The sequence below is a fragment of the Pseudorhodoferax soli genome, assembly GCF_003337555.1.
GTDB classification, from domain to species: Bacteria; Pseudomonadota; Gammaproteobacteria; order Burkholderiales; family Burkholderiaceae_C; genus Pseudorhodoferax; species Pseudorhodoferax soli.
Map to the genome: position 1 here is coordinate 149,415 of NZ_QPJK01000003.1, position 20,298 is coordinate 169,712.

Consider the following 20,298-nt stretch of genomic DNA (forward strand, 5'->3'; position numbering starts at 1 on the left):
GCCGCCCGCCCGGCCTGAGCGCGGAGGATCCAGGTGCGCACGGCCGGCATCGGTCAAGCGCCTCAAATCCGGCCGCGTCCTACAAACCCGGCCGTCGGCGCTCTCGTAGAAAACGGCATGGACAGCGATGTCGATGTGGCGATGGAAGCAGGGCGCAGCGCCTACCGCTGCGGGCACCAGCGCTGGGCCAACCCTTACGGTGTCGACCCGGCCTCGCGGCTGGCGCAGATGCAGGCCTGCGCCTGGACCATCGGCTGGGCGCGCGAGCACCACGCCACGGTGATGCGCCAGTCGCTGCGCACCCGGCACGACGCCAGGGCCTGGGAGACGCAGCCTCCCTGTCCCTAGCGCGTGCCATGGTGCGGGCGGCAGCCGCCCGCTGGCGCGCGCCTCAGTGCACCTGCACGTCGATGCGCCGTGGCTGGGCATGCGCGGCCTTGGGGATGCGCAGCTTGAGCACGCCGTTGGCCAGCTCGGCCGAGACCTGCTCGGTGTCCAGCTCCTTGCTCAGCGTGAACACGCGCCGAAAGCGTGCCAGCGCGACCTCCGTGTGGTTGGAGGCCAGGCCCTGCGGCATGTTCAGCTGCATGTCGGCCTCGATCGTCAACTGGTCCGCCTCGACCTGCAGCCGCAGCGCTTCGCGGCTGACGCCCGGCAGGTCGGCGTACAGGGTGATGCCGCCGGCATCCTCCACCACGTCCACCGGAGGCGTCAGGGCCTCCTCGGCGTAGCGCTGGTTGCGCTCGGGGGCGGCGGCCCCGCTGCGCTGGATCTCCTGGGAATTGGTGTTCATGGAACGTCTCCTTGGCTGGTTCATTGCACTGTGATGCGGCGGGGCTGCGCGGCCTCGCGCCGGCGCACGGTGATGTGCAGCACGCCATCGCGCAGGCGCGCCTGCACACCGTCGGGATCGGCGTCCTCCGGCATGCTCAGTGCGCGCCGGAACGCGCCCGCGAAGCGCTCGTTGATGTGGACGGCCGAGCGCTCGGCGCGCTGCTCCAGGCCGCTCTCACGCCGGCCCGCGATGCTGAGCAGGCCGCGCTCCAGGTTCACCTCGAGCGACGCGGGATCCAGGCCCGGGGCAAAGGCATAGATCTCGATCGTGCCGGGCGTGCTGCCGACGTTGAGCGCGGGGAAGCCGTTGCGGCTCACGCCGCGGATGCTGGGAGACAGATCGAAGGCCTGCTGCATCTCGCGCTGCAGGCGATCCATCTCGGCGAGCATGTCGCGTGGAAACAGGGATCGGTACATGCGAAAACCTCCATGGTCGAACGGCGCACCGCAGACCACCTGCGGCGCTCCGATGGCGACTTTTGGGCTGGCCCGCGCGGTTTCAAGAGGTGGTCGCCGTGACGACAGGCGCTGTCGGCGCGCGCCTACGCAGCGCGCAGGTGCAGCGGCCAGACTGGTCTGCCGTCGACCCATCCAAGGCCCAGCGCATGTCCATCCGTCCTGCTTCCACCGGCGGCCCGCCACCGCTCCACCGTCCCGCGCAGGGGACTGGCGGCCCCCCATGAGCCTGCAGACCCAGGGGCATGCGGCCTGGGACGCGCAGGACGCGCAGGCCCTGTTCGCGCTGTTCCCCGCTGGACTGCAGCAGTACGCCGTGGTGTTCGTGGACACCGCAGGATGCATCTCCGGCTGGAGCGAGGGCGCCTACGCGCTCACCGGCTTCTCCGCGCAGGACGTGCTGGGCCAATCGGTGGAGATCCTCTTCACGCCGGAGGACGCCGCGCTGGAGCTGCACCTGCACGAACTCAACAGCGCCCGGCTGCTGGGCTCGTCCGAGGACGAGCGCTGGCACATGCGCAAGGACGGCTCGCGGCTGTGGGCCAGCGGCATCACCGTGCCACTGGGCAGCCCTGATGCGCTGCGCGGCTTTGCCAAGCTGTTCCGCGATGCGACCCACCTGCGGCTGCGGCTGGATGCGCTGGAGGAGGAGGTGCGCCAGCTGCGCCGGATGCGCAAGGAGCAGAACCTGGTGCTCGCCACCATCGCGCACGAGCTGCGCAGCCCGCTGCAGCCGCTCACCACGGCCACGGAGCTGCTGTCCCAGCGCACCGAACCGGAGCTGCGCGAGCGCGCCACGCGCATCCTGCGCCGGCAGATCCAGCAGATGGAGCGCCTGGTCGAGGACCTGGTCGACATGGCGCGCGTGCAGCAGGGCGCGCTGCGCATCGCCTATGCGGCCGTGCCGCTGCAGCCGCTGCTGGAGGAGGCCGTGGACGCGTGGCGAGAAGCGGCCGCGCGCAAGCAGATCGCGCTGTTCAGCGTGCTGCCGCCCGTGCCTGTCGAGGTCGAGGTCGATCCGGGACGCATCACCCAGGTCATCGGCAATTTGCTCGGCAACGCCGTCAAGTTCACGCCGGCCGGGGGGCAGGTCACGCTGCAGGCGAATGTGGAACCGCAGCATTTCGTCGTGCGGATCAGGGACACGGGCCGCGGCATCGGGCCGGAGCTGCAGCCCCGGATCTTCGAGATGTTCACCCAGGCCGATGGCGCGGACACCGGGCGCGGCAAGGGCCTGGGCATCGGCCTGGCGCTGGTCAAGCAGATCGTCGCGCTGCACGGCGGCTCGGTGGAGGTCAAGAGCGAAGGGGCGGACAAGGGCAGCGAGTTCGCCGTGCGCGTGCCGCTGGCCAAACCCGCCACCTACCTGCACGGGCCGCTGCCGTAGCGGGTGCCTTGGGCCGCCGCGGTTCCTGCGCGTGCGCCGGCGCTGAAGCGCAAAGTTGCCATCGGCTGACACCGGGGCCGCGGCATCGGCCGGACAGTGGGTTGCAGGCCCCGCCCACGGCGGGCCTTCGTTCTCAACCCACGGAGCATCCATGTTTTCCCACAACAAACGTCTGCAGTACACGGTCCGCGTGACCGAGACCAATCCGGGCCTGGCCAACCTCATGCTCGAGCAGTTCGGCGGCCCGCAGGGCGAGCTGGCCGCGGCCTGCCGCTACTTCACCCAGGCCCTGGGCGAGGACGACCCGGGCCGCAAGGACATGCTGATGGACATCGCCACCGAGGAGCTGAGCCACCTGGAGGTGATCGGCACCATCGTGGCCATGCTCAACAAGGGCGCCAAGGGCCGGCTGGCCGAAGGCGTGGAGACCGAGGCCGAGCTGTACCGCGCGATCTCGGGCGCGGGCAACGACAGCCACGTGACCCAGGTGCTCTACGGCGGCGGCCCGCCGCTGGTCAACTCCGCCGGCGTGCCCTGGACAGCGGCCTACATCGACACCATCGGCGAGCCCACGGCCGACCTGCGCTCCAACATCGCCGCCGAGGCGCGCGCCAAGATCGTCTACGAGCGGCTCATCAACCTGACCGACGACCCGGGCGTGAAGGAGGCGCTGGGCTTTTTGATGACGCGCGAGATCGCGCACCAGAAGTCCTTCGAGAAGGCGCTGTACAGCATCGCGCCGAACTTCCCGCCCGGCAAGACGCCAGGCGACCCGCGCTTCACCAGCGTGTACTTCAACATGTCGCAGGGCGAAGGCGACGCGGTGCGCGGCCCGTGGAATTCGGGCAACCGCTGGGAGGTGGTGTCCGAGCGCGACGCGCAGAGCGCCGTCGACGGCGGCGATGGGTCGGCCACGACCCAGCTCGACGAGGCCGAGGCGGCGGTCGTGGCCCAGATGGCCGGCCGCACGGCCTCGGTGCCGGCGGGCGATCCCATGACCGGTGCCGAACTCGGCATGGCCGAGGACGATGCCTTGACCGAAGTGGACCGCGCCTTGCAGTCCGAAGGGGGCGGGGCGGACGCACCCGGCGCGCCGCGCGCGCCCAGGACCTGAGCGCAGCGCAGGCAGGAACGCGGATTGCCGCGCTCGGGCATGACGCACGACCAACCTACCTCACCCGCCGGCGCACCGAACGTGCCGGCCGGGCCAACCATGGCACCGGGCGACGAGGCGCCCGCCGGCACGCCGGGCACCGGCGAAGCCCCTTGCCGCGACTGCGGCGGCACCGGCCGCATCGGCACCGAGGCCTGCCCTGCCTGCCTGGGCACGGGCACCATCAACGTCGGCATCGGAGGTGCTTGAGATGGCCGCCAAGCGCCCCTGGCCCTTCCCGACGGCCGAACACCATCCGCCGCCCGACCCGGCCGCGCCGCTGCCGCAGCAGCCGAGCGAGGACGCGCTGGACCACGGCATCCAGGAGAGCTTTCCCGCCAGCGATCCGGTGTCGGTGACGGTGACCACGGTGCCCGAGCAGGTGCCCGGTGCCACGCCGCCGCCCGCACCGGACAGCGAACCCGGCGCGGACAAGGGCTGAAGCCTCAGCGCCGGCGGCGCAGCAGGTACAGCAGCGCCAGCGCCCCGGCGGCGGCCAGGCCGACCTTGTGCACGGCGCCGCGCGGGTTGTGCTGCCATTCGGCGCGCAGCCCCATCTCGGCCGGCACGTTGGGCACGCGCCCGCTGAGCAGGTCCTGCAGCAGGCCTTCGCCCACGTGCAGGCGGTCGGCCGCCAGCAGCACCAGCCAGTGGCGCAGGTCGTTCTCGCTGTAGCGAAAGGCCAGGCCGCGCAGCAGGCCGCTGAGCCCGCGGGGCGGCACGGTGCTGCCGAACACCGGTGTGATGCCCGGGCGCTCGACCGAGCAGAGGACGCGGACATGGCGTTCCTGCTGCTCGGGCTGCGTCCAGTGCAGGCCCGGCAGCCGCGCCGGCTGGCGCTCCATGGGCACGGCAGGGCGGTTCTCCTGCGGCAGATCGGCGCCCCAGCCGGGCGGGCGCGGGCGCAGCGGGCGCACGGCCGCGCGGCTGCCTTCGGTGGCGATGGTGGCGGAGGTGACGGTGTCGTCGGGCATGTCGTTTCCTTGGGTGCGTCGCGTGGAGTGGGGCGGTGGGTTCACACGCGCTCGTTCGACGAGGGCATGGTCAGCACGGTCTTGATGCAGCCGTCCAGCTTGCTGGAGAAGATGTGGTACGCGTCGGCTACGTGCTCGAGCGGGATGCGGTGCGTGATGAGCTCGGACGGCTTGACGCGGCCAGCGCGCACATGCTCGATGAGCCGGGGCAGGTGCCGCTTGACGCTGGCCTGGTTCATGCGCAGCGTGAGGCCCTTGTTCAGCGCGTTCCCGATCGGCACGGCATTGAAGGTGGGGCCGTAGACGCCGACGATGGAAACGGTGCCGCCCTTGCGCACCGAGTTGATGGCCCAGTGCAGCACCGTGGCCGCACCGCCCTGCAGCATCAGCTGCACGCCGGTCAGCCGCTGCAGCGCGCTGCCGCTGGCCTCTGCGCCAACGGCGTCGATGCAGACGTCCGGGCCCAGCCCGTCGGTCATGCGCTTGAGGTGCACGGCCATGTCGCGCACGCTGCGGAAGTCCACCGTCTCGCAGTGGGCGAAACGGCGCACGAAGTCCAGCCGGTACTCGACCTCGTCGACCACGATCACGCGGCCCGCCCCGAGCAGCCAGGCCGACTTGGCCGCGAAGATGCCGACCGGCCCGGCACCGAACACCACCACCGTGTCGTCCTCGCGGATGCCACCCATCTCGGCCGCCTGGTAGCCGGTGGGGAAGGCGTCGGTCAGCAGGACCGCATCGTCCAGCGAGATGTCCGACGGGATGACGGTCGGGCCGATGTCGGCCATGGGCACGCGCACCAGTTCGGCCTGGCCGCCGGCGTAGCCGCCCGTGGTGTGCGAGTAGCCGTAGATGCCGCCGACGGCGGTGGCCTCGGGGTTCACGTTGTGGCAGTTGCTGTAGAGCTCGCGCTCGCAGAACCAGCAGGTGCCGCAGAAGATGTTGAACGGCACCAGCACCTGGTCGCCGACCTGCAGGTTGCGCACCGAGGGGCCGATCTCTTCGACGACGCCGCAGAACTCGTGGCCGAAGGTGCTGCCCACGCGCGTGTCGGGCACGAGGCCGTGGAACAGGTGCAGGTCCGAGCCGCAGATGCACGAGCGCGTGACGCGCACGATGGCATCGTTGGGGTGCTCGATCCGGGGTTCGGGCATGTGGTCGGCCCGCACGCGGTAGGGACCGCGGTAGTTCATTGCCAGCATGGATGGTTTCCAGGAAGGGGGCCGCGGCGCGGCCCGGTGGTGGGGCTCAGAGAGCGGGGTGGTGGTCGGGGCTGCTGCCGGCAATCGGTGTGCCGGCGCGTGGAACGCCGATTGCCGCGGGCAGGGCCACCCATCGAACTTCAGGAGATCCCCATGCACCACCGTTTCCGCATCCGCGCCGCGGCCCTCGCCGCCGTGGCCGCCCTGGCCCTGAGCGCCTGCCAGCGCAACGATGCGCCGGCGCCGGCCGCCCCCGCGACCCCCGCCACGCCGGCGCCGCAGCCAGGCCCTGCACCCGCAGCACCGAGCGCGCCTGCGTCGGCCCCGGAGGCCGGGTCCGGCACCGCGCCGACGAGCCCCGCGACGCCCGCACCGGCGGCGCCGAGCAGTTCCTGAGCCACGCGGCCCCACGCCACCGGCGCGCCGATGGCCTGGCCGGTGGCACCGGTAAAGCTTGCAGCAAGGCCGGCGGCGCCGCCGGCCCGCCACCCGCAACGGAGACCCCACGATGAACACCCTGAGCACGCAGCTGTTGCCCTCGGCAACCAACATGGTCCGGCTGGACCACACCCACGTGCTGTCGACCTTCCACCAGTACAAGGCCAGCGCGCCGGCGCGCGTGCGCATCGGCCTGGCCAACACCATCTGCCTGGCGCTGGAGGTGCATGCGCAGCTGGAGGAGGAGATCTTCTATCCCGCGGTGCGCGAGGTGGCCCCCGAGCTGCTGGCCGACAGTCCCGCCGAGCACCAAGAGATGCGCGAGGCCATCGCGCGCCTGCGCCAGCTCGACCCGGACGACCCTGCGCACGAGGAGCAGCTGATGGCGCTCATGCGCATGGTCATGCACCACGTGGCCGACGAGGAGACGCTGGTGCTGCCGGCGGCAGAGCGCCTGCTGCCAGGGCGGCTCGGCGAGATCGGCCTGCGCATGACGCGCCGGCGCTTCGAGCTCGTGGCACCGCGCAGCGGCGAGATCGCGCTGAACATGGGCCGCGCCGCCTCGGGCAACAAGCTGCTGCTGGCCGGCTGCACGGCTGCGGCGCTGGGGCTGCTGTGGTGGGGCCGGGCAGGACGGAGGGCGTTCCGGGGCTGAGCCGACGCGCCTGCCAGGCGGGCGGTGCCGTGGGCGCTGGCGTTCCACGGCGTGTTGGCGAAGGCGTCCGACGGGTGCGTCAGCGCATGTCCGCTGCAGCGCGCATGTGCTGGCGGCTGACAGTACGGCGGCCAGTGCGGCGGCGCGCGCACGGCGCGTGCCCCATCCCTTCATCCCCTTCACAACACCACATGCCCGCCAGCCATTCCCATGCGTCCGCTTCCCCTGTGCCTGCCGCCCTGTCGCAGGCGCCGGCCATCCGCCTGTACGGCACCGTCGACCAGGCCATGCTGGCCGAGTTCCTGCGCCAGCGTGCAGAGGCGCCGGCCGACGGCCCCATCGTGTTCGAACTGTCCACCTCGGGCGGCAATGCCGACGTGGGCCGCCGCATCGCGCAGGAGATCCGCGCGTGGCGCCAAGGCGGTGCGGCGCTGTACTTCCTGGGCAAGTCCTATGTCTATTCGGCCGGCGTGACCGTGATGGCGGCGTTCGCGCGCGAGCGCCGCTTCCTGACGGCCGACTGCGAGCTGCTGGTGCACGAGCGCCGGCTGAGCAAGACGCTGCAGCTGGACGGCGCACTGCACGCCTGCATGGTCCAGGTCAAGAGCGCGCTGGCCGAGATCGTCTCGGGCCAGCGGCTGGAGCGCGCCGGCTTCGCCGATCTCGTGCAGGGCTCCGGCTTGTCGCTGGCCGACCTGGAGGCCCGCGTGCGCGAGTGCGACTGGTACGTGCCGGCGGCCGAGGCGCGCGAACTCGGCCTGGTCGGCGGCATCGTGGACTGAAGCCCGGCGGGCGGGGGTTGCCCGCCGGGCCGGCCCGCTCCGCGCCGCTGCCAGAATCCCCGCAATGAACCAAGAGCCCGACTTCCTCCAGAACCTGCGCGCCGAGTTTTCAAGCTGGCGCCTGTGGCTCGACCGCGCCATCGTCCTGGGCTATGCGATCGCCGCCGGTCTCTTCGTCGTCGGCTTCACGGTGGCGGCCGAATGGGCCTTCGGCTGGTTCGAGCGCCTGCACCATGCGCAGCCCTGGGCCGTGCTGGTGTGGACGCCCGCGCTGACCGCCGGCATCGTCTGGGTCACGCGGCGCTGGTTTCCCGGCGCCGGCGGCTCGGGCATTCCGCAGATCAAGGCCGCGCTCGACCCCGCCGTGCTGCCCGGGCAGCGCGGCCTGTTCGCCTCGCTGCGCCTGACCGTGGCGAAGATCGGGCTGGGCGTCGCGGGCTTCGCGGCGGGCCTGTCGATCGGGCGCGAAGGCCCTTCGGTGCAGGTGGCCGCCGGTGTGATGCAGCACGCGCGGCGCTGGCTCTCGCCCGGCAGCCAGATCGACGCGCGGGCGCTGCTGATCGCCGGCGGCGCCGCCGGCATCGCGGCCGCCTTCAATGCGCCGCTGGCCGGCGTGGTGTTCGCCATCGAGGAACTGTCGGGCCGGCTCGAGGCACGTGCCAGCGGGGTCATCATCACGGGCATCGTGCTGGCCGGCCTGGTGGGCGTCTCGGCCTTCGGCAACATGAGCTACTTCGGCATCATCCGCGTGCCGCCGCTGGGCTGGGACCTGTTCGGCCCCGGGCTGCTGGTGGCACTGGCCAGTGGCGTGGCAGGCGGCCTGTTCGCACGCCTGATGATCGCCTCGCTGACCGGATCGCCGCAGCGCCTGAACCGCTGGCGGGCACGCTGGCCGGTGCGTTTCGCGGCGGCGGGCGGGCTGCTGGTGGCCGCCATCGGCCTGGCGACGGGTGGCGCCACCTTCGGCGCGGGTTCGGACGCCGTCAAGCAGATGCTGGCCGGCCACGACGAGCTGTCGCCGCTGTACACGCTGCTCAAGTTCATCGCCACCTGGCTCACGGCCTGGTGCGGCGTGCCGGGCGGCATCTTCGCGCCCTCGTTGTCCATCGGCGCGGGCATCGGCGACGGCATCGCGCAGTTGGCCGGGCCGGGCCTGGGGCCGGCACTGATCGCCATGGGGATGACCGGCTTCCTGGCCGCCGTGACGCAGGCGCCGCTGACGGCCTTCATCATCGTGATGGAGATGGTCGACGGGCACTCCATGGTGCTGAGCCTCATGGCGACCGCCATGCTCGCGAGCCTGGTGTCGCGCATGCTCAGCCGGCCCCTGTACGCCACGCTGGCCGAACACATGGTGGCGGCCGCAGCCCGCGCCGACGCACCGAAGGCTTGAGCTGCGCGCGCGGCCGCTGCCCTTCAGCCCACGGCGGCGGCCTGCGCGCGGCGCGGCGGGCGGGCCGGCTTGCCCTGCTGCGCCCAGGCGGCCTGCTCGATGAGCCGGCCCAGTTCGCGCACGGCCGGGTCGTGCTGGCCGGCGGCCTCCTCGCTGTAGACCAGCGTGAAGTCCAGCAGGGGCAGTGGCGGCAGGCCGTGCTTGCCGTCGAGCACCTGCATGCCGGGGCGCAGGTTGTCGCGCGTGAACGGGGCGACCGCCAGGCCGCTCAGCGCCACCGCGCGCAGGTCGTGCAGGCTGTGCGAGCTGAAGGCCGCATGCCAGGCGATGCCGGCCTGGTTCAGCGCGTCCATGGCAATCTGGCGGCACACGCAGGGCGGCGGTGAATAGGCCAGCGGCAGCGAATCCGCGCGCGACCAGGCAAAGCCCTCGGCCGCGGCCCAGACCATGGGCTCGCGCTGCAGCAGCCGGCCCGGGGCCGCACCCGGCTGCGCCACCACCACGGCCAGGTCGAGCTGGCGCTCGCGCACCATGCTGGCCAGGTCGAGGGTGAGGCCCACGCTGACCTCCAGCCGCACCTTGGGACAGCTGCGCGCGAACTGGCGCAGCAGCTGCGGCAGCCCTTCGCGCATGAAGCTCTCGGGCACACCGAAGCGCACCGTGCCCTCGATCGGCGAACAGCGGAAGTGCCGTGCCAGCGCCTCCTGGGCCTGCAGGATGCGCTGCGCCAGCCGCAGGAAATCCTCGCCGTCGGCCGTCAGGCGCAGGCTGCGCGTGGTGCGCAGGAACAGCGGGCGCCCGACGAGTTCCTCCAGGCGCCGGATCTGGTGGCTGACCGCCGACTGGGTGAGGTGCAACTGCTCGGCCGCGCGCGTGAACCCCTGGGCCGCGTGCACGGCGATGAAGGCCTGGAGCAGGCCGGTGTCATAGCTCATGGAGCGGAGATTAATGAATCCGGCCACTGAATCCCAGAAAAATTCATCATTTGCTTCATGGGTGAGGGGTCATGAGAATGCCCATCCTCCCCTTGCTCCCTGCCCCCCATGCCACCCCGCCATCCCGCCCTCGCGTTGTCTGCCATCTGCCTCGCGGCCCTGTTGTTCGGCCTGGAGATCTCCAGCGTGCCCATCATCCTGCCGGTGCTGGAGGCGCAGTTGCACGCCAGCTTCCAGGACCTGCAATGGACGATGAACGCCTACACCATCGCCTGCACCACGGTGCTGATGGCCACCGGCACATTGGCCGACCGCTATGGCCGGCGCCGCGTGTTCGGCCTCAGCGTGGCGGCCTTCGGCATCGCCTCGCTGCTGTGCGGCCTGGCGCCGCACATGCCCGCGCTGATCGCCGCCCGCTTCGCGCAGGGCATGGCCGGGGGCGCCATGTTCATCTGCTCCATCGCCATCCTGTCGCACCAGTTCCCCGACGGCCGGGCGCGCGCGCGGGCCTTCGCGGTGTGGGGCGTGGTGGCCGGCATCGGCCTGGGCTTCGGCCCGGTGGTGGGCGGCGCCATCGCGGCACTGGCCAGCTGGCACTGGGTCTTCCTCGTGCACGCGCCGCTGGCGCTGGTGTGCCTGGCCCTGGTGCGCGCCGGCGTGGCCGAGTCCAGCGACCCGCAGGCGCGCCAGCAGCGGCTGGACTGGGCCGGCATCGCCACGCTGACCGTTGCCGTGCTGGGGCTCAGCTGGCTCATCACGCAGGGCCCCAGCCTGGGCTGGAGCAGCCCAGCCGCGCTGGGCCTGCTGGCCGCCACGCTGGCGGGGCTGGCGGGCTTCGTCGTGGCCGAACGCCGGCACCCGCACCCGATGTTCGATTTCTCGGTGTTCCGCATCCGCGACTTTTCGGGCGCCATCCTGGGCTGCGTGGGCATGAACTGCAGCTACTGGCCATTCATGGTCTACCTGCCGCTGTACTTCACGGCGGGCCTGGGCTGGGACACGACCGCCACCGGGCTGGCGCTGCTGGTCTACACCGTGCCCTTCCTCGTCATGCCGCCGATCGCGCAGTGGCTGCTGCTGCGCTACCAGGCGCGCACCGTCATTCCGGCGGGGCTGTTCGCGATCGGCCTGGGCTTCGTGCTCATGCAGTGGGGCAGCCGCTTCGCAGGAGAGGGCGGCTGGCCGGTGCTGCCCGGCGCGTTGCTGGCCGGCATGGGCCTGGGCCTGACGACCACGCCCGCGACCAACATGACGACCTCGGCCGTGCCGCCCGAGCGCGTGGGCATGGCCTCGGGCATGGACACCAGTGCGCGCCTCATCACCCTGGCCCTCAACATCGCGGCCATGGGCGGCGTGCTGGTGGCCGGCATCGCAGGCGCGCTGCAGGCGTCGCTGGGGCAGGGGGTGGACGCGGCCGGCCTGCGTGCGCTCGCCGAACAGCTGGCCGGCGGCAACATGGCCGGCGCGCGGCAGCTGCTGGCCCAGCTGGCCGGGCCCGACGCCGCGGCCGGGCAACTGCAACTGGCCGTCACGCAGGGCTTCGGCGCGGTGATGCTGTACGGCGCTGTCGCGGTCTGGCTCACGGCCGCCGCCAGCTGGGCCGTGCTGCGCCGTCCGCGCGCTGAGGCGGACGTGGCGGCGGCTTGAGGCGCGGGGGCAGTGGCTTGGCCTCTCGACGAACAGCGAACTCGACGTGCTTCGCAGCGCGATCAATCGTCGACGGCACGAAGCCGCTGCTGATGGGTTGTTTTGGAAGGCCAAAGATGTGGTCTGGTCGTTTTTGGCCGGCAGGGAGCTCAACGTGTCAGAGGCGCTGATCCTCACGCGCGCAGCGTGGTCGGGCGCTACAGCAGTTGGTTGATGGCCGGCAAACGGTGTACCTGAGGACGACCGGCAAGTCCGTCCTTTCGCCTAAGTCATGACGTTCACAGGGCAATGATGCCTGCCTCGTCCTTTTCAATCACTGCACGCGGTGCTTGAACCCGCGATGCAGAGCCGCTCTTTTTGCCGCAATCTTTACCCCATGCGTTCGCATCCAACCTCGTCACACGGGCAGCAGGGTTCAAAGGTCCTCATCAGCGATGCATCAAGCAGAGGGTCAAAGCAAGAGCGTCGCTGCCATCGTTGAGGACGCTCATCGCGATCTATTCGATGCAGTTCCCCGGACTTCTTTGCTGCAGACACCCATGGAACATTGGGTTGCACTCCAAAGAGCCAGCCGCTGCTCCAAGCTGATTTGCCCGAGACCGCCTCACTCGGCATGTCAATTGCCGACCTCCCAAAGTCTCACTTTCAGCGGACGGGGGCTCCGTCGGCACCGTGTGCGGGCGGTCTCCCGCACGTCATCGCTAGAGCAAAAACGTGCAAGCGGTGTTCATCGAAGGAGCATTTCGTGTCAACTGCCATTGCCTACGAAGACGCGGTGGACCTTCTCGACAGCGATCACAAGCTCGTCCAGAAGCTCTTCATCCAATTTCAGACGCAACATGAATTCGGCGCCTCTCCGGATGACCGAAGAATGACGGCCGAGCGCATCTGCGCCGCGCTGACGATCCACACGCAAATCGAGGAAGAGATCTTCTATCCCGCGGTGCGCGAAGCGACCGGGGACGACGCCTTGCTCGACCATGCAGAGGAAGAGCACCAGGAGGCCAAGGACCTGATCGCCCGCATCCAGGGGATGGGTCCTGAGGAGGACGGCTACGACGAATGCGTGCAGCAGCTCGCCGGGGCGATCATGGCGCACGTCATGGAGGAACGGGAACGCGTGTTCCTCCAGGCGCGCTACTCGCCCCTTGACCTGCGCGGACTCGCGGTGGCGCTCTTCGAACGCAAGCAGGCGCTGAAGTCCGCTGCGGGTGGAGTGCCTGAGCTGCCTTCCGAGAAAACCCCCGAGCAGATGGAGGAGCAGTCATGAAAGCCCTCGTCTACAACGGCCCGTGCGATGTCTCGGTCGAGAACGTGCCCGATGCGAGGATCGAACGCGCGACGGACGTGCTGGTCAGGATCACCACCACCAACATCTGCGGCTCGGACCTGCACATGTACGAAGGCCGCACCGACATGCCGCCCGGCCGCATTCTCGGCCACGAAAACCTCGGCGTCGTCATCGAGGTTGGTGCCGCGGTCGATCGCGTCAAGGTCGGCGACTGGGTGGCCCTGCCGTTCAACGTCGGCTGCGGCTTCTGCGAGAACTGCGAGCGCGGACTGAGCGCTTTTTGCCTGACGACCAATCCGGGGATGGCCGGCGCCGCGTATGGCTTTGCCGACATGGGACCCTATGCGGGTGGCCAGGCCGAACTGCTGAGGGTGCCCTACGGCGACTACAACTGCCTCGTGCTGCCGCGCGACGCCGAAGCCAAGCAGAACGACTACGTCATGCTCGCGGACATCTTCCCGACCGGCTACCACGCCACCGAACTTGCGGGGGTGAGGCCCGGCGAGAGCGTCGTGATCTACGGCGCCGGGCCGGTCGGGCTGATGGCTACGCTCTCTTCCGTGACCAAGGGCGCCAGCCAGGTGATGGTCGTCGACACCCAGAAGGATCGCCTGGCGCTGGCCGAGAAGCTCGGCGCGATCCCGATCGACAACACCGAGGGCGACGGCGTCGAGCAGGTGATGGAGCTGACCGGCGGCAAGGGTGCCGATCGCGGTTGCGAATGCGTCGGCTACCAATGCTGCAAACTGCACCGCGAGGAAGTGCCGGGCCTCACGATGAACAACCTCGTCGCGTCGGTGAAGTTCACCGGACGCATCGGCTGCGTGGGCGTGTTCGTGCCGCAAGACCCGGGTTCGAAGGACAAACTGGGCCGGGTCGGCAAGATGCCGTTCGACTTCGGCATGTTCTGGTTCAAGGGTCAGAGCATGGGCACGGGGCAGTGCAACGTGAAGGCCTACAACCGCTTCCTCAGCCGGCTGATCGAGAAGGACAAGGTCCGTCCGTCGTTCATCGTCTCGCACGAGCTTCCGCTCGACCAGGCGCCGATGGGCTACGAGAACTTCGACCAGCGTAACGATGGCTGGACCAAGGTGGTCCTGAAGCCCGGCAGCTAACGCCACCACCGAGTGCGGGCGGTGACCCGCATGCCCATCGTCCGGGCACGACGTCCGGGCGGTGTTTTCCTCGAAGGAGTATTCCGTGTCTACAGCGATTGCCTACGAAGAAGCCGTGGTCCTTCCCGAAGATGAACGCGAGTTCCTCGGGAAGCGCCACGCGGGCGGTGCTCCCGCCTCCGACCGACGGACGATGGCCGAGCGCATCGGCGCCGCATCCACGATCCCCGCGCGGGCCGGGGGGCGGCCATGACGACCCGACCGGTCGACCCGGCCGGCTCAGGCCACCGGATCAAGGGCACCACGGCACTCGCGCTCACCGCGCTCGCGGGCGCGATCGCGGTGGCAGCGGTGCGCGGGGGATGGTTCGATCGCCCCGGGGCGCGCGGCAATAGGCGCGGTGGCGCCGCCGTCGGCGAGCCGGAGGTCGAGCGTTCGATCACCATCGGCAGGACTGCGGACGAACTCCACCAGTGCTGGAGTGACCCCCGGACCCTGCCAAGGGTCATGGCGGGACTGGCGACCGTGCGCGCCAGCGGCGACGGTCGCATGCACTGGAGGGTGGACGGGCCGCTCGGCCGCGCGCGCGAATGGGACTCCGAGACCGTCGACGACCGGCCCGGCGAGGGCATCGGCTGGCGCTCGCTGCCCGGTGCGGCCGTCTCGAACGAGGGCTCGATCCGCTTCCGCCCGGCCCCGAGCGATCGCGGCACAGTCGCCACGCTGCGCCTGCGCCTGGACCCACCCGGCGGCGCGCTCGGCGATGCTGCCGTCAGGCTCCTGGGAACCAGGCCGATCGACCTGGCCGTCGACGGCGTGCTGCGGCGCTTCAAGAGCCTCGTCGAAACCGGCGAGATCCCCACGACCGAGCGCCAGCCCGCCGCTCGCGCCCATACACGCTGAAGGAGACCCGACCATGCGAGCACTCTATTGGAACGGTGTGAACGACCTGCGCGTCGGCACCGTGAAGGACCCCGAGATCGTCAACCCGCACGACGCCATCCTGCGCGTCGGCCTGTCCACGACCTGCGGCTCGGACCTGCATTTCATCGACGGCTACATCCCCTCCATGAAGTCCGGCGACGTCATCGGCCACGAGTTCATGGGCGTGATCGAGGAGGTCGGCGCCGAGGTGAAACGGGTGAAAAAGGGCGACCGCGTCGTCGTGCCCTCGTTCATCGTCTGCGGCCAGTGCTGGTACTGCCAGCACGACCTCTACTCGCTGTGCGACAACACCCATCCCAAGTCCGAGCTGCAGGCCCCGCTGCTCGGCGGCCATCACACCGCCGGCATCTACGGGTACACGCACGCCTTCGGCGGCTACGCGGGCGCGCATGCGCAGTACGTGCGCATTCCGTTCGCCGACAACGACTGCTTCGGAATCCCCGACGGGGTGGCAGACGAGACGGCGCTGTTCCTCTCGGACGCCGCGCCGACAGGCTACATGGGCGCCGATTTCTGCAACATCCAGCCTGGTGACACGGTCGCCGTCTGGGGCTGCGGCGGCGTGGGTCTGATGGCACAGCAGAGCGCGCGATTGATGGGCGCCGAGCGGGTGATCGCAATCGATCGATTCCCCGAGCGGCTGCAGATGGCCCGTGATCATGCTGGCTCGGAGACGATCGATTACACGCAGGTCGACAGCGTCCTTGAAACGCTCAGGGAAATGACGGGCGGGCGCGGTCCCGACGCCTGCATCGACGCGGTGGGGATGGAGGCGCACGGCACCGGGCCGCAGTACGCGTACGACCGCGTGAAGCAGGCGCTGCGCCTGGAGACGGATCGCGGCGAGGCGCTGCGTGAGGCGGTCATGGCTTGCCGCAAGGGCGGCACGCTTTCGGTTCTTGGTGTCTACGGAATGATCGACAAATTCCCAATGGGCGTCATCATGAACAAAGGCATGACGGTGCGCAGCGCGCAGCAGCATGGACAAGCCTACATGGACCGGCTGCTCGCGCACGCCCAGAAGGGCGAGCTGAATCCAGCGTATCTCGCTACGCACCGCTTTGCCCTGGAGGACGCGCCGCGCGGCTACGACATGTTCAAGCACAAGACGGATGGCTGCGTGCGCGCGGTGTTTGCGCCGTAGGAACCGTCTGCATTGTTCGCAGTGCGCGCTGTTTGTCAGGGCCCCGCGACCGAGGAGGGTTGCGCGATCGGTCCCTCGGCCAACCACACGACTCCGTGCTGATAAAAAAGGGTCTGTCCTTCGATCCACGCTTCGCACGCTGTTCGATACGCCTCGTCCGCTGCGCGATCTCCTCCGGTCGGATTGACTGGCGGCACTTCGAACGGTCGTTGCCGCCAGCCCCGCCGTGCGAACCTGAGCTCGTGGTGTGCCCAGGCGCTACGGCACCAGGATCACCTTGCGGCAGTCCTCTTCCTTCTTCTCGAAGATCTCGTAGCCGCGCGCGGCCTCGGCCAGCGGCATGCGGTGGGTGACGATGGCCTCGGGCTGGAGCCGGCCTTCGGCGATGTGCTCCAGCAGCTCGGGCATGAAGCGCTGCACATGGGTCTGGCCCATCTTGAATGTCAGGCCCTTCTCGAACGCGTCGCCGAACAGGAAGCCGTGGATGAAGCCCGCGTACACGCCCGGCACGCTGACCACGCCGCCGCGCCGCGTGGCCGCGATGCACTGGCGCAGCGCCTTGCCGCTGGAGCCTTCGAGCTTGACGGCGGTGAGGGCGGTTTCGAGCGCGCTGCCCTTGGCCTCGAAGCCGACGGCGTCGATGGTGGCGTCCACGCCGTGGCCGCGGGTGGCCTTGAGCAGGGTGTCGGCCGGGTCGTCGTCCTGGTCGAAGTTGATCGGCACCACGCCGTAGGTCTCCTGCGCGAAGCGCAGCCGGTAGGCATGGTGGTCGACCATGAAGATCTGCTCGGCACCCAGCAGGCGCGCGCTGGCCGCGGCCATGAGGCCGACCGGGCCGGCACCGAAGATGGCCACGCTGCTGCCAGGGCCCAGTTCGGCGTTGACGGCGGCCTGGTAGCCCGTGGGCAGGATGTCGGAGAGGAACAGCACCTGGTCGTCGCGCAGCACCTGGGGAATCTGGATCGGCCCCACATTGGCTTTGGGCACGCGCACGTACTCGGCCTGGCCGCCCGGGTAGCCGCCGTACAGGTGGCTGTAGCCGAACAGGCCCGCGCCGGCGGTGCTGTGCTTTTTGTTGAGGATGGCGCCGCGGCCCGGGTTGGTGTTTTCGCAGCCGGCGAACAGCGCCTTGTCGCAGTAGAAGCACTGGCCGCAGGCGATCACGAAGGGCACGACGACACGGTCGCCAGGGCGCAGCGCGGTCACGCCGCGGCCCACTTCCTCGACCACGCCCATGAACTCGTGGCCCAGGATGTCGCCGTCCTTCACCATGGGGATCTTGCCGCGGTAGATGTGCAGGTCCGAGCCGCAGATGGCGGTGGCGGTCACGCGCAGCAGGATGTCGTCGTCGGCCTGGAGCACGGGATCGGGGACCTGTTCGACGCGCACGTCCTTGGAGCCTTGGTAGGTCAATGCCAGCATGGTGGTTCCTTGTCGGAGGAGGGTGGTTGAGCTGCCCGCAGTGTTGGCCGCTGCGCCGGCGCGCCGTGCCGTCCGGGCACGGTTGCGCCGGTAGGAAACGGCGCACGCCCGGAGCACCGGCCCGCCTTCGGCGCTGCCGCCGGTGCCTCCCTAAGGTGGCAGACAGACCAACCCACCGACAAGGAGATCTCCATGAACACCCCCACCGCGCCGCTGGCTGTCGTCACCGGCGCCTCTTCGGGCATCGGCTTCCATCTCGCGCTGTGCTGCGCCAAGGCGGGCTACGACCTGGTGCTGGCGGCCGACACCTCGCTGGAGACCGTCAAGGCGGCCTGCGAGGCGCATGGCGTCGGCGTGCAGACCCTGCAGGTGGAACTCGCGAGCCGCGAAGGTGTGGACGAACTGTGCGACATGGTCGGCGGGCGCCCCGTGGGCGCGCTGCTGGCCAATGCCGGGCACGGGCTCGGCCAGGCCTTCCTCGACCAGCAGTTCGCCGACATCCAGCATGTGATCGACACCAACATCACCGGCACGCTGTACCTGCTGCAGCGCCTGGGCCGCCGCATGCGCGATGCGGGCAGCGGCCGGATCCTTGTCACGGGCTCCATCGCCGGCTTCCAGCCCGGCAGCTTCCAGGCCGTCTACAACGCGTCCAAGGCCTTCGTGGACTCGTTCACGGCGGCGCTGCGCAACGAACTCAAGGACACGGGCGTGACGGTGAGCTGCCTGATGCCGGGCGCGACCGACACCGAGTTCTTCGAGCGTGCCGGCCTGCTGGACACCAAGGTGGGCACGGGCAGCAAGATGGACCCGGCCGACGTCGCCGAAGTCGGTTTCAAGGCCATGCAGGACGGGGAGGCCGATGTGGTGGCGGGCCTGAAGAACAAGCTGCAGGTCATGCTGGCCAAGGTGACACCTTCGCAGGTGGTGGCCGAACAGCACCGCAAGCAGGCCGAGCCGGGCACGGCGGAGCGCTGACCCGGCGGCCCGCGGTCAGGGATGGCGCCGGTAGTCCGCCAGGAACACCAGGCGCGAGGGCGTGCCCTGGTCGAGCACCGTGAAGCGCAGCAGCTTGATGGACTGCGGCCCGAACCGTGCACGCAGCGGCCCGTCCTGCATCCTGGCGGCCAGCGCGCGGACCGCCTGCTCCTGGCCCTCGATCTCCGCGCTCAAAACGCCCGCCGAACAGCTCCGCGCAACGCAGCGGGCGAAGGCAGCCGGCTGCTGCAGATCGGGAAAGGACAACTGTTCGTTCATGGCATCACCACCTTTGCGACATGCGCGCGGCACCACCCGCCGTAGACATGTCGCAAATTGTGTCAACGCCCCGCAGGCGCGCACGTAGGACAGCAAGCTGATCGCGCGCATGGAGGTGAAGCATTGCCTGGCGCCGCCTGCGGCCCGGTGCGTCATCGCTTTTACACACAAATTTCAGAACTCTCGTTGATTTGAAGGATGCCTTGTGGCGCGGCAGGCCACAACCTCGTGCGGGCATCCAACAACAGGGAGAGAGGCACCGCATGGAACACTTCAGGAACCAGGCCGCAGCGCAGAGCCAGCTGGCGGCGAACGCAAGCTTGCTGCGCCGGCACGCCGAGCGCGTGCTCTACCGCCAGTGCGACGAAGACGCCATGGTGGCGACGCTGAGCGAGATGGTCGACGGCCTGCCGCCCGATGGGCTGCAGAGCCTGGCCGCGCTCGCGGCGTCGCAGGGTGGGGGCGCCGCCGGCGCTGCGCTGCGTTCGCAGATCCATGCGGCGGCGGTGCGCTGCAGCGAGGAACACGTGGCCGCGCAGGATGGCCGGCGCGCGCACCTGTTCGCGCTGCCCATGGCCATCGCCGGGCCCGAGCGCCCGCGCCACCGGTCGACCGCGTTGGCCGGCGGGCAACAGGCCGCGATCGCCAGCGCGCTCGGCCGCAGCCAGGTGGCGCCGGACGCCGAGGTCGCGGTGCTGCCCTGGTTGGTCAGTGCGCACGAGGCCATGTTCCTGAGCCTCGGCGAAGTGCACCTGCTCAAGCTGCACCTGTGCGCCGGCCGTCCTGCCGCCGCCATGCAGACCCTCGCCACGGCCGCGGCGCAGCAGGATGCCGCCACGCGCGCGCACGTCGCACTGGTCGAACAGACGGAGCTGCGGCTGCAGGACCATGTGGTGCTTCTGGTCGGCATCGCGCGCTGCGCGCCTGGTGCCGCGGCGCCGTTCCCCGTCCACGCCGTGCACGATGGCAGCGCCGCGGAAGATGCGGCAGAGCAGGGCCTGGCGGGCGCCCTCGGGTGTGCGCTGGAGCTGCTCAAGCCGGCCGCTGCATGGAGCGCCAATGTGCCGGGCTGCAGTGCCCTGCCACGCGCCCTGCCGCCCAGCCTCGCGCACGGGGACTGGGCGGGGGGGGCGGGGGCGCCTTCGTCCTGGCTGCATTGATGCAGGCAGCGCCCCGCCTGCGCGTCGATGGCTGACGGCGACTGTCCGGGTTGTCCGGCGTACAGTGCGCGCCCGCGGGTACAAGCTCCAGGTCACAGCGCCGGTCGG

Annotated in this window: 24 protein-coding genes; 17 read left to right on the forward strand and 7 right to left on the reverse strand. The window is 70.2% G+C overall.

Annotated features, from left to right (window positions below):
- Positions 1-117: 117 nt before the first annotated feature.
- The gene (locus DES41_RS12370; protein ID WP_114467958.1) at positions 118-348 is read left to right on the forward strand and encodes a hypothetical protein; all 231 of its coding nucleotides are present in this window, start codon (positions 118-120) and stop codon (positions 346-348) included.
- 43 nt (positions 349-391) lie between these two features.
- Here the strand turns inward: DES41_RS12370 and DES41_RS12375 are convergent, their stop codons facing one another.
- Together DES41_RS12375 and DES41_RS12380 are read right to left on the reverse strand one after the other, a co-directional pair.
- A complete protein-coding gene (locus DES41_RS12375) occupies positions 392-793 on the reverse strand; it encodes an Hsp20/alpha crystallin family protein (protein WP_114467959.1) in 402 nt (133 codons plus the stop codon).
- Between the two features lie 20 nt (positions 794-813).
- The gene (locus DES41_RS12380; protein ID WP_114467960.1) at positions 814-1,251 is read right to left on the reverse strand and encodes an Hsp20/alpha crystallin family protein; all 438 of its coding nucleotides are present in this window, start codon (positions 1,249-1,251) and stop codon (positions 814-816) included.
- Positions 1,252-1,513: 262 nt separating this feature from the next.
- Here DES41_RS12380 and DES41_RS12385 point away from each other — a divergent pair, with 262 nt between their 5' ends.
- The 4 genes from DES41_RS12385 to DES41_RS12400 all read left to right on the forward strand — a co-directional run bounded on the left by DES41_RS12385 (position 1,514) and on the right by DES41_RS12400 (position 4,272).
- Positions 1,514-2,677 carry a PAS domain-containing sensor histidine kinase gene (locus DES41_RS12385; protein ID WP_170168159.1) on the forward strand — a complete coding sequence of 388 codons (1,164 nt, stop codon included), beginning with the start codon at positions 1,514-1,516 and terminating at the stop codon, positions 2,675-2,677.
- Between the two features lie 151 nt (positions 2,678-2,828).
- On the forward strand, positions 2,829-3,791 hold the full coding sequence (locus DES41_RS12390) for a manganese catalase family protein (RefSeq protein WP_114467962.1): 963 nt from the start codon (positions 2,829-2,831) through the stop codon (positions 3,789-3,791).
- A gap of 39 nt (positions 3,792-3,830) precedes the next feature.
- On the forward strand, positions 3,831-4,040 hold the full coding sequence (locus DES41_RS12395; protein WP_147282844.1) for a hypothetical protein: 210 nt from the start codon (positions 3,831-3,833) through the stop codon (positions 4,038-4,040).
- A 1-nt stretch (position 4,041) separates the two neighbouring features.
- Positions 4,042-4,272, forward strand: a complete 231-nt coding sequence (locus DES41_RS12400) for a hypothetical protein (RefSeq protein WP_114467964.1) — start codon at positions 4,042-4,044, stop codon at positions 4,270-4,272.
- 4 nt (positions 4,273-4,276) lie between these two features.
- Here the strand turns inward: DES41_RS12400 and DES41_RS38740 are convergent, their stop codons facing one another.
- Together DES41_RS38740 and DES41_RS12410 are read right to left on the reverse strand one after the other, a co-directional pair.
- Positions 4,277-4,804 carry a hypothetical protein gene (locus tag DES41_RS38740; protein WP_114467965.1) on the reverse strand — a complete coding sequence of 176 codons (528 nt, stop codon included), beginning with the start codon at positions 4,802-4,804 and terminating at the stop codon, positions 4,277-4,279.
- A gap of 41 nt (positions 4,805-4,845) precedes the next feature.
- Positions 4,846-6,006: a zinc-dependent alcohol dehydrogenase gene (locus DES41_RS12410; RefSeq protein ID WP_114467966.1), complete on the reverse strand. Its 1,161-nt coding sequence runs from the start codon at positions 6,004-6,006 to the stop codon at positions 4,846-4,848.
- Between the two features lie 153 nt (positions 6,007-6,159).
- On the opposite strand from DES41_RS12410, the gene DES41_RS12415 reads away from it, so the two are divergent.
- The 4 genes from DES41_RS12415 to DES41_RS12430 all read left to right on the forward strand — a co-directional run bounded on the left by DES41_RS12415 (position 6,160) and on the right by DES41_RS12430 (position 9,274).
- Complete coding sequence (locus DES41_RS12415; protein ID WP_114467967.1) at positions 6,160-6,402, forward strand: hypothetical protein; 243 nt, start codon at positions 6,160-6,162, stop codon at positions 6,400-6,402.
- A gap of 112 nt (positions 6,403-6,514) precedes the next feature.
- On the forward strand, positions 6,515-7,099 hold the full coding sequence (locus DES41_RS12420; RefSeq protein ID WP_114467968.1) for a hemerythrin domain-containing protein: 585 nt from the start codon (positions 6,515-6,517) through the stop codon (positions 7,097-7,099).
- A gap of 191 nt (positions 7,100-7,290) precedes the next feature.
- Complete coding sequence (locus DES41_RS12425; protein ID WP_147282845.1) at positions 7,291-7,881, forward strand: Clp protease/crotonase-like domain-containing protein; 591 nt, start codon at positions 7,291-7,293, stop codon at positions 7,879-7,881.
- Positions 7,882-7,945: 64 nt separating this feature from the next.
- On the forward strand, positions 7,946-9,274 hold the full coding sequence (locus DES41_RS12430) for a chloride channel protein (protein ID WP_114467970.1): 1,329 nt from the start codon (positions 7,946-7,948) through the stop codon (positions 9,272-9,274).
- A gap of 23 nt (positions 9,275-9,297) precedes the next feature.
- On the opposite strand, the gene DES41_RS12435 is transcribed toward DES41_RS12430, so the two are convergent.
- Positions 9,298-10,209 (reverse strand): LysR substrate-binding domain-containing protein, encoded by a 912-nt coding sequence (locus DES41_RS12435; RefSeq protein WP_114467971.1) that lies wholly within the window; start codon positions 10,207-10,209, stop codon positions 9,298-9,300.
- A gap of 108 nt (positions 10,210-10,317) precedes the next feature.
- On the opposite strand from DES41_RS12435, the gene DES41_RS12440 reads away from it, so the two are divergent.
- From DES41_RS12440 to DES41_RS12460, 6 genes are all read left to right on the forward strand, one after another.
- Complete coding sequence (locus DES41_RS12440) at positions 10,318-11,856, forward strand: MFS transporter (RefSeq protein WP_114467972.1); 1,539 nt, start codon at positions 10,318-10,320, stop codon at positions 11,854-11,856.
- A 745-nt stretch (positions 11,857-12,601) separates the two neighbouring features.
- Positions 12,602-13,126, forward strand: coding sequence for a hemerythrin domain-containing protein (locus DES41_RS12445; protein ID WP_170168160.1), 525 nt, complete (start codon positions 12,602-12,604; stop codon positions 13,124-13,126).
- Entirely contained in the window at positions 13,123-14,262 is a 1,140-nt protein-coding gene (locus DES41_RS12450) for a glutathione-independent formaldehyde dehydrogenase (protein ID WP_114467974.1), read from the forward strand. The genes DES41_RS12445 and DES41_RS12450 overlap by 4 nt, the downstream gene beginning before the upstream one ends.
- 85 nt (positions 14,263-14,347) lie before the next feature.
- Positions 14,348-14,515, forward strand: coding sequence for a hypothetical protein (locus DES41_RS38380; RefSeq protein ID WP_170168161.1), 168 nt, complete (start codon positions 14,348-14,350; stop codon positions 14,513-14,515).
- Positions 14,512-15,165: an SRPBCC family protein gene (locus DES41_RS12455; protein ID WP_114467975.1), complete on the forward strand. Its 654-nt coding sequence runs from the start codon at positions 14,512-14,514 to the stop codon at positions 15,163-15,165. Before DES41_RS38380 ends, DES41_RS12455 begins: the two co-directional genes overlap by 4 nt.
- Before the next feature lie 13 nt (positions 15,166-15,178).
- A complete protein-coding gene (locus DES41_RS12460) occupies positions 15,179-16,351 on the forward strand; it encodes a zinc-dependent alcohol dehydrogenase (protein WP_114467976.1) in 1,173 nt (390 codons plus the stop codon).
- Positions 16,352-16,609: 258 nt separating this feature from the next.
- On the opposite strand, the gene DES41_RS12465 is transcribed toward DES41_RS12460, so the two are convergent.
- A complete protein-coding gene (locus DES41_RS12465; protein ID WP_114467977.1) occupies positions 16,610-17,773 on the reverse strand; it encodes a zinc-dependent alcohol dehydrogenase in 1,164 nt (387 codons plus the stop codon).
- Between the two features lie 192 nt (positions 17,774-17,965).
- Here DES41_RS12465 and DES41_RS12470 point away from each other — a divergent pair, with 192 nt between their 5' ends.
- Positions 17,966-18,751: an SDR family NAD(P)-dependent oxidoreductase gene (locus tag DES41_RS12470; RefSeq protein ID WP_114467978.1), complete on the forward strand. Its 786-nt coding sequence runs from the start codon at positions 17,966-17,968 to the stop codon at positions 18,749-18,751.
- A gap of 15 nt (positions 18,752-18,766) precedes the next feature.
- Here the strand turns inward: DES41_RS12470 and DES41_RS12475 are convergent, their stop codons facing one another.
- Entirely contained in the window at positions 18,767-19,141 is a 375-nt protein-coding gene (locus tag DES41_RS12475; protein WP_147282846.1) for a hypothetical protein, read from the reverse strand.
- A 152-nt stretch (positions 19,142-19,293) separates the two neighbouring features.
- On the opposite strand from DES41_RS12475, the gene DES41_RS38385 reads away from it, so the two are divergent.
- Positions 19,294-20,190: a hypothetical protein gene (locus DES41_RS38385; protein ID WP_170168162.1), complete on the forward strand. Its 897-nt coding sequence runs from the start codon at positions 19,294-19,296 to the stop codon at positions 20,188-20,190.
- Positions 20,191-20,298: the final 108 nt, after the last annotated feature.

Coding starts and splice junctions, on each gene's coding strand:
- DES41_RS12390 (WP_114467962.1), top strand. CDS start 2,829: ATGTTTTCCCACAACAAACGTCTGCAGTACACGGTCCGCGTGACCGAG.
- DES41_RS12415 (WP_114467967.1), top strand. CDS start 6,160: ATGCACCACCGTTTCCGCATCCGCGCCGCGGCCCTCGCCGCCGTGGCC.
- DES41_RS12410 (WP_114467966.1), bottom strand. CDS start 6,006: ATGCTGGCAATGAACTACCGCGGTCCCTACCGCGTGCGGGCCGACCAC.
- DES41_RS12450 (WP_114467974.1), top strand. CDS start 13,123: ATGAAAGCCCTCGTCTACAACGGCCCGTGCGATGTCTCGGTCGAGAAC.
- DES41_RS12475 (WP_147282846.1), bottom strand. CDS start 19,141: ATGCGCGCGATCAGCTTGCTGTCCTACGTGCGCGCCTGCGGGGCGTTG.
- DES41_RS12455 (WP_114467975.1), top strand. CDS start 14,512: ATGACGACCCGACCGGTCGACCCGGCCGGCTCAGGCCACCGGATCAAG.
- DES41_RS12420 (WP_114467968.1), top strand. CDS start 6,515: ATGAACACCCTGAGCACGCAGCTGTTGCCCTCGGCAACCAACATGGTC.
- DES41_RS12430 (WP_114467970.1), top strand. CDS start 7,946: ATGAACCAAGAGCCCGACTTCCTCCAGAACCTGCGCGCCGAGTTTTCA.
- DES41_RS12370 (WP_114467958.1), top strand. CDS start 118: ATGGACAGCGATGTCGATGTGGCGATGGAAGCAGGGCGCAGCGCCTAC.
- DES41_RS12395 (WP_147282844.1), top strand. CDS start 3,831: ATGACGCACGACCAACCTACCTCACCCGCCGGCGCACCGAACGTGCCG.
- DES41_RS12400 (WP_114467964.1), top strand. CDS start 4,042: ATGGCCGCCAAGCGCCCCTGGCCCTTCCCGACGGCCGAACACCATCCG.
- DES41_RS12470 (WP_114467978.1), top strand. CDS start 17,966: ATGAACACCCCCACCGCGCCGCTGGCTGTCGTCACCGGCGCCTCTTCG.
- DES41_RS12465 (WP_114467977.1), bottom strand. CDS start 17,773: ATGCTGGCATTGACCTACCAAGGCTCCAAGGACGTGCGCGTCGAACAG.
- DES41_RS12380 (WP_114467960.1), bottom strand. CDS start 1,251: ATGTACCGATCCCTGTTTCCACGCGACATGCTCGCCGAGATGGATCGC.
- DES41_RS12460 (WP_114467976.1), top strand. CDS start 15,179: ATGCGAGCACTCTATTGGAACGGTGTGAACGACCTGCGCGTCGGCACC.
- DES41_RS12440 (WP_114467972.1), top strand. CDS start 10,318: ATGCCACCCCGCCATCCCGCCCTCGCGTTGTCTGCCATCTGCCTCGCG.
- DES41_RS12375 (WP_114467959.1), bottom strand. CDS start 793: ATGAACACCAATTCCCAGGAGATCCAGCGCAGCGGGGCCGCCGCCCCC.
- DES41_RS12425 (WP_147282845.1), top strand. CDS start 7,291: ATGCCCGCCAGCCATTCCCATGCGTCCGCTTCCCCTGTGCCTGCCGCC.
- DES41_RS38385 (WP_170168162.1), top strand. CDS start 19,294: ATGGAACACTTCAGGAACCAGGCCGCAGCGCAGAGCCAGCTGGCGGCG.
- DES41_RS38740 (WP_114467965.1), bottom strand. CDS start 4,804: ATGCCCGACGACACCGTCACCTCCGCCACCATCGCCACCGAAGGCAGC.
- DES41_RS12385 (WP_170168159.1), top strand. CDS start 1,514: ATGAGCCTGCAGACCCAGGGGCATGCGGCCTGGGACGCGCAGGACGCG.
- DES41_RS12435 (WP_114467971.1), bottom strand. CDS start 10,209: ATGAGCTATGACACCGGCCTGCTCCAGGCCTTCATCGCCGTGCACGCG.